We start from the raw sequence: 6,118 nt of genomic DNA on the forward strand, positions 1-6,118 counted from the left end.
TTGCCGGGACCAGATAAGTCTAGAGTTAGGGTGCCCAGAAAACCTCTACAGGCCTGGGGGCGGCGTCGAGCACGGCGCGGATCGGCTTTCGCGGACCGGGTGCCACCGCGCCGTCGAAGGCGGTGCGTTTGTCCTCGCCCTCTATGTGCAGCGCCAGGAAGCCGGCATCGACGATGCGCGCCAGCGACAGGGTCAGCCGCGGCTCGCCGGCGCTTGCCGCATGAACCGGCAGCACGATCCTGTGCGAGGACGGGTCGAGCAATTTCGCCAGATCGTCGGCGTCGGGAAAGAATGAGGCGGTATGGCCGTCAGGTCCCATGCCGAGCACGGCGACGTCGAGCGGCCAGGGCAGGGACTGGAGCGCCGCATTGTCCGATGCCGCGGCATCCTCGATGCTGACGGCTTCGTGATAGAGCGGCACGAACCGTGCCGCCGCAGCCGCGTTCTGCAACAGATTGGCGGCCACCAGTCCGGCATTGGAACGCGGCGAGGAGGCCGGCACGAAGCGCTCGTCGATCAGCGTCACCGTTACCTTGTCCCAGGCGATCGGTATTCCCGACAGGGCAGCAAAGAATTTTGCCGGCGTCGTGCCGCCGGAAACGGCCAGTAACGCCGTGCCGCGCGCCGCGATTGCCTTTGCCAGCCGGTCGGCGACGCGGCCGGCCAGCGCAGCCGCCAGTTCCGCGCGGTCGGAAAAGCCATTCCAGTTGTAGCTGGCGCTGTTCAATTGCTCTCGTGCCATGTCCGCCCGTCACGTTCGATCAGCGCTATCGAGGCCGAAGGTCCCCAGGTGCCCGCCGTATAGCCCTGCGCCTCCTGCCTGGCGCTTTCCCAGGCGTTCTGGATCGGGTCGATCCACCTCCACGCGGCCTCGACCTCGTCGCGGCGCATGAACAGCGTCTGGTTGCCGCGCACGACATCCATGATCAGCCGTTCATAAGCGTCCGGCGCGCGGCCGTCGAAGGACTGCGCGAAGCTCATGTCGAGCGAAATCTGCCGCAGCCGCATGCCGCCCGGACCCGGGTCCTTGATCATGATGAATTGTTTGACGCCTTCGTCGGGCTGCAGCCGGATGACCAGCTGGTTGGCGAAGATCGGCCCGGCGCTGTCGCCGCCGAAGATCGAATGCGGGATCGGCTTGAACTCGATGACGATCTCCGAGACCCGGGTTGCCAGCCGCTTGCCGGTCCTGAGGTAGAACGGAACGCCTGCCCAGCGCCAGTTGCCGATCTCGGCCTTGATCGCGACGAAGGTTTCGGTGTTGCTGTCCTTGCCGAGCTCCTCGACATAGCCTTTCACCGGCCCGCCTGCGGAAGCGCCGGCGCGGTATTGTCCACGCACCGTGTGCTTCGGCGCCTCGTTGCCGTTGATGCGCTTGAGCGCGCGCAGCACCTTCAGCTTCTCGTCACGCACGGCGTCGGCGTCCATCGACGATGGCGCTTCCATGGCCACCAGGCAGAGCAGTTGCAGCATATGGTTCTGCACCATGTCGCGCAGCGCGCCGGCCTTGTCGTAATAGGTGACACGATCTTCCAGGCCGACGGTCTCGGCGACGGTGATCTGCACGTGGTCGATATGGGCGGAATTCCACAGCGGCTCGTAGAGCGCATTGGCAAAACGCAGCGCCATCAGGTTCTGCACCGTTTCCTTGCCGAGATAATGGTCGATGCGGAAGATCTGGCTTTCGTGGAAATCGTCGCCGACCAGATCGTTGAGCGTTTGCGCCGAAGCGAGGTCGCGGCCGATCGGTTTCTCCAGCACGATGCGCGAATTCGGCGTGATCAGATCGTGTTCTTTCAGCTTGTGCGAGATGTCGCCGAACAGCGCCGGCGCCACCGCCAGATAGAAGGCGCGGATGCAGTCGCTGTCGCCGATCGCCTTCTTCAGCCTGTCGAACCCCGCGCCGCTCGTGGCATCGGCCGGGACATAGGAAAGCCGCGCCAGGAAGGTTTTGAGCTCCTTGGGATCGATATCGGCCGCCTTGACGTGGTCGGAAATAGCCTGCTTGGCGAAAGCCCGAAATTCGTCATCACTCATCTTCGAACGCGACGTGCCGATGATGCGGGTTGGCTCGGAAAATTGATGGTCGCGCTGGCGATAGTAGAGCGACGGCAGAAGTTTGCGTTCCGACAGGTCGCCGGTGCCACCGAAAATGATGAAGTCGAAAGGGTCGACGGGGATGATCTGGCTGGTCATGGTCTATCCGCTTTGACGCCGGTCGCGAGTACGCGGCTGATATATTCTAATCGATTTAAATTTTCCAGTGCCATGGTGTCACATCGACGACCGATCGCTACATATTTGCGTCGGTCCAGATGTGCGCTTGACACTGGCACCAAGCAAAGGCTTGTCGGCAAACGACAACTCCGCCAAGCCTTCGCAGTTGCAGCATAGGACGTGAATGTGACGAAAGCTAAGGGAGAATCAGCGCTTTGCGTGTCGTGGCACAGGCCATGACGCCGGCAGCCCGCGGTAAAAGCCACGCGATGAACCCAGGGAGCGGAAAAACATGCGTCTGAAGGACAAGGTCGCCATCGTCACCGGGGCCGCTTCGGGTTTCGGCGAGGGCATTGCCCGTCGCTTCGCCGAGGAGGGCGCCAGGATCGTCGTGGCCGACCTCAACGCCAAGGGTGCCGAACGCGTAGCCGGCGAGATCGGCGAGGCGGCGATCTGGACCCAGACCGACGTTTCGCAGCGCTCCGAATTCGACGAGATGGTCCATGCCGCCAAAAGCGCCTTCGGCCGCATCGACATCATGGTCAACAATGCCGGGTTCACCCATCGCAATGGCGACATGCTCGAAGTCGACGAGGCGACGTTCGACCTGATCACATCGGTCAACATGAAGGCCATCTATCATGCTGCGCTTGCCGTCGTGCCGATCATGGATCGGCAAGGCGGCGGCGTCATCCTGACCACGGCGTCCACCGCTGGCCTGCGCCCTCGGCCCGGCCTCACCTGGTACAATGCCTCGAAGGGCTGGGCGATCACCGCCACCAAGTCGATGGCGGTGGAACTCGCGCCGAAGAACATCCGCGTCAACTGCCTGTGTCCGGTGGCCGGCGAGACCGGCATGCTGGAAAAATTCATGGGCGCCGATACACCCGAAATCCGCGAGAAATTCCGCGCCTCGATCCCGCTCGGCCGGCTTTCGACCCCGCTCGACATCGCCAATGCGGCACTGTGGCTGGCCTCCGACGAGGCCGCCTTCATCACTGGCGTTGCGCTGGAGGTCGACGGCGGGCGCTGCATCTGATGCACACCGTCATCGCTGCGCCAAAGATCGGCTCGGCCGAGCCTGCCTTGACCGGAGGCGCCGGTGCGTCAGGCGCCGGTCTTGATGTAGGTTTTGTAGACCCAGCCTGTCTTGCCGTTGTAGACGATCTGGCACCAACGCTTGCAGCTCATCACTTGCACCGAGGTCTTGGCGGGGACCGTGACGATGGCGGCCGCATTCTTCTTCGGGCCGCTACGCATAGTCACGGCCCTGAGGATGCGCCCGGTGCCAGCCGCGGCCGCTTTGCGCGGTTCGGCCTTGCTGTCGTCATCCTGCGCGGCAGATTGCTGCGACGCTACTTGTGGTTGCGCGGTCGGAATGGCGGCGGTCTGCGCGCCATCGGGACTGCTGCCCGCCGCCGGGGCCGGTGCGGCGACCTTGGCGAGCTCGGTGGCGGCGTCGGTGTCGGCAGCGGGTTGCGCGAATGCCGCCGCCGCCGGCTTGTCAGGCCTCTGCCCGGCCTTGCTCGCCGACTGGCCGGAAGCAGCCGGTGCGGTCTTCGATTGGGAGGCGGTCCAGCGCGGGTCGTTCGCCGCGAGCGCCGGAATGGCGGCTTCCGAGACAGCCACGGTCGGCGAGACCTGGTCGGACTTTCGCGCCGCTTGCGGCACCGCCGCCGCGGCCGCCGTGATCCCCGCTGGCGCGATCTTCGTCGTCTTCACCGGAACGGCCGGAATGGCTTGCCCTGGATTGGCAACCGCTTGCCGCTCGTTCGCCGGCAACGCCAACCACAGTGCCACCGCGGCCACGCCGAGCAGCGCGGCCGTGCCGACCGCGGCAATCACCAGATGCGAGTTCGAACGGACTTCCTGCCAGAATGACGGGCGCATGTCGTAGCCGAACTGCATGGCAAAGCGCCGACGTTCCGGAGCACCGAAACTGAAGGGCTCTCTCACTCTTGCCACCTCCATAAGGGGCCGATGTTCTTCGATCAAACACCGCAATGCGTGCGTCGGTCGCACCGGTCCCAAATCAAACAGCGGGCGGGCCCGCAGAAAATCCCCGTCTATATTCGCTAGAGATTGCACTTTTTGCCCGCGATTGTGGCATCAGTGCGCCATTGCTGAAGATTCTGCAACGCTTGGATGTCGCGGCCCCCATGATATTACTCAACAATTGTTAAATCCTGTCGCGCAACGCGAACCAGTTGAGCGCCAGGAAAAGCAGCGGCGCGCGCAAGCGCCGGCCACCGGGGAACGGCGGAATCTTCAAATCCTCGATCAGCTTTAGCCGGTCGCGGTTGCCGGCTACCGTTTCGGCATAGAGCTTGCCGAAGAAGTTCGACAGCATGACGCCGTGGCCGGAATAGCCGCCGGCCGAGATCACATTCGGCATCACTTCCCGCACGAACGGCTTTCTCGGCACCGTGATGCCGACATAGCCGCCCCAGCCATGCGTGATTTCGACGTCCCTCAGTGCGGGATAGAGTTCCGCGATCTGGCGGCGGATATGGATATGGATGTCCTTGGGGTCGTTGACGCCGTAGACCTCGCGTCCGCCGAACAGCAGCCGGCCATCCCTCGACTTGCGGAAGTAGCGCACGACGAAGCGGGAATCATCGACGGCCTCGCCGCCCGGCAGCACGTTCGAATCCGCTCCAAGCGGCACGGTCGCGCCGATGAACGAGCCGATCGGCATGATGTGCGCGGCACTCACCGGTTCGAGCGTGCCGCCATAGGCATTGACCGCGATCAGGCATTTCTGCGCTGTGATCGTCCCCCTGGCTGTCGAAACCTTCACCGTGCCGCCGCTCGAAACAATGCCGGTCGACGGCGTCGCTTCGAACAATCGTGCGCCGGCCTGTGCCGCCGCCCGCGCCGTGCCGATCACCAGTTTCATCGGATGGATATGGCCGGTGCCGGTGTCGCGCGTCCCGCCGAAATAGGCCGTCGAGCCCAGCCGCTGCGCAGTTTCCGTCGCGTCCATGAACGAAATGTGCGGATAGGAGAAGCGGCTGGCCATGATCTCGGCATGCGCCTTGTAGTCGTCGACATAGCGCGGCTTGTGCGCAACCGAGAGCTGGCCCGGCATGTAGTCGATATCGATCTGGTTGGCGGCGGCGAATTCGAGCAGATGTGCCTTCGCCTCCTCGGCGAGGTCGAACAGTGCCTTGGCGCGGGAAAACCCGTACTCGGCCTCCAATTCCTCGGCCCAGGCGCGCTGCCCGGTGCCGAGCTGGCCGCCATTGCGCCCGGAAGCGCCGTCTCCGAAGCGATACGCCTCGATCAAAACCACATTGGTGCCCGCCTTGGCCAGATGCACCGCCGCCGACAAGCCGGTGAAACCGCCCCCAACGATAACGACGTCGCAGCTCCGGTCACCGTCCAGCGCCGGATACTCGGGTCGCGGGCCGGCCGTGTCCTCGTACCAGGAACGGCCGGGGGAGATCGGGGATTGGTAGGGCATGATGCTCACGGAGTAGGGGAGTAGGGTAGGCTATTCCGGGGACAATTTGCGGATCAAAAGCCGCAAGAGCTTCCCCACACTTTCGGTGCTGGCCAACAACGACGCTGTCGCCGCCTGCGAGGCGATGCCAGTCCGCTCAGCGATCAGAAGTTGAGTTTCCAGCTCCTTCAATGATCCCTGGGCGATGCGAAGAAACTGTTGGTAGGATCCTCGAATTTCTCTACCATACCCCTCAGCTATATTTGCCGGCACCGAGCTTGCGGAACGGCGGACTTGGCTGGTCAATCCATAAAGTTCCTCCTTGGGCCATGATTTTGTGGAGCTGTAAACTGCCACAGCAAGATCCATTGCCTGCTGCCAAACAAGCAAGTCCTTGTAAGAGCCTGTCTTTTCGGCCATTCATCCCTACTCCCCTACTCCCCTACTCCCCTACCC

The 6,118-nt window shown here is 63.5% G+C and carries 6 protein-coding genes; 1 reads left to right on the plus strand and 5 read right to left on the minus strand.

The features are described 5' to 3' along the window. Positions 1 to 25 precede the first annotated feature (25 nt). The gene (gene pgl / locus FJ443_RS28665; protein ID WP_140501094.1) at positions 26 to 742 is read right to left on the minus strand and encodes a 6-phosphogluconolactonase; all 717 of its coding nucleotides are present in this window, start codon (positions 740 to 742) and stop codon (positions 26 to 28) included. Then, positions 724 to 2,196: a glucose-6-phosphate dehydrogenase gene (gene zwf / locus FJ443_RS28670; RefSeq protein WP_140501096.1), complete on the minus strand. Its 1,473-nt coding sequence runs from the start codon at positions 2,194 to 2,196 to the stop codon at positions 724 to 726. Before zwf ends, pgl begins: the two co-directional genes overlap by 19 nt. A gap of 313 nt (positions 2,197 to 2,509) precedes the next feature. Here zwf and FJ443_RS28675 point away from each other — a divergent pair, with 313 nt between their 5' ends. Next, a complete protein-coding gene (locus FJ443_RS28675) occupies positions 2,510 to 3,256 on the plus strand; it encodes an SDR family oxidoreductase (RefSeq protein ID WP_140633696.1) in 747 nt (248 codons plus the stop codon). A 68-nt stretch (positions 3,257 to 3,324) separates the two neighbouring features. Here FJ443_RS28675 and FJ443_RS28680 read toward each other — a convergent pair whose 3' ends face one another. From FJ443_RS28680 to FJ443_RS28690, 3 genes are all read right to left on the minus strand, one after another. Next, on the minus strand, positions 3,325 to 4,173 hold the full coding sequence (locus FJ443_RS28680; RefSeq protein ID WP_224684823.1) for an SH3 domain-containing protein: 849 nt from the start codon (positions 4,171 to 4,173) through the stop codon (positions 3,325 to 3,327). A gap of 223 nt (positions 4,174 to 4,396) precedes the next feature. Beyond that, the gene (locus FJ443_RS28685) at positions 4,397 to 5,683 is read right to left on the minus strand and encodes an FAD-binding oxidoreductase (protein ID WP_140558566.1); all 1,287 of its coding nucleotides are present in this window, start codon (positions 5,681 to 5,683) and stop codon (positions 4,397 to 4,399) included. Positions 5,684 to 5,713: 30 nt separating this feature from the next. Next, the gene (locus FJ443_RS28690) at positions 5,714 to 6,082 is read right to left on the minus strand and encodes a four helix bundle protein (protein WP_140561378.1); all 369 of its coding nucleotides are present in this window, start codon (positions 6,080 to 6,082) and stop codon (positions 5,714 to 5,716) included. Positions 6,083 to 6,118: the final 36 nt, after the last annotated feature.

Origin of the sequence: Mesorhizobium sp. B2-6-1, assembly GCF_006440475.1 — a bacterium.
In the GTDB taxonomy this organism is placed as follows: Bacteria; Pseudomonadota; Alphaproteobacteria; order Rhizobiales; family Rhizobiaceae; genus Mesorhizobium.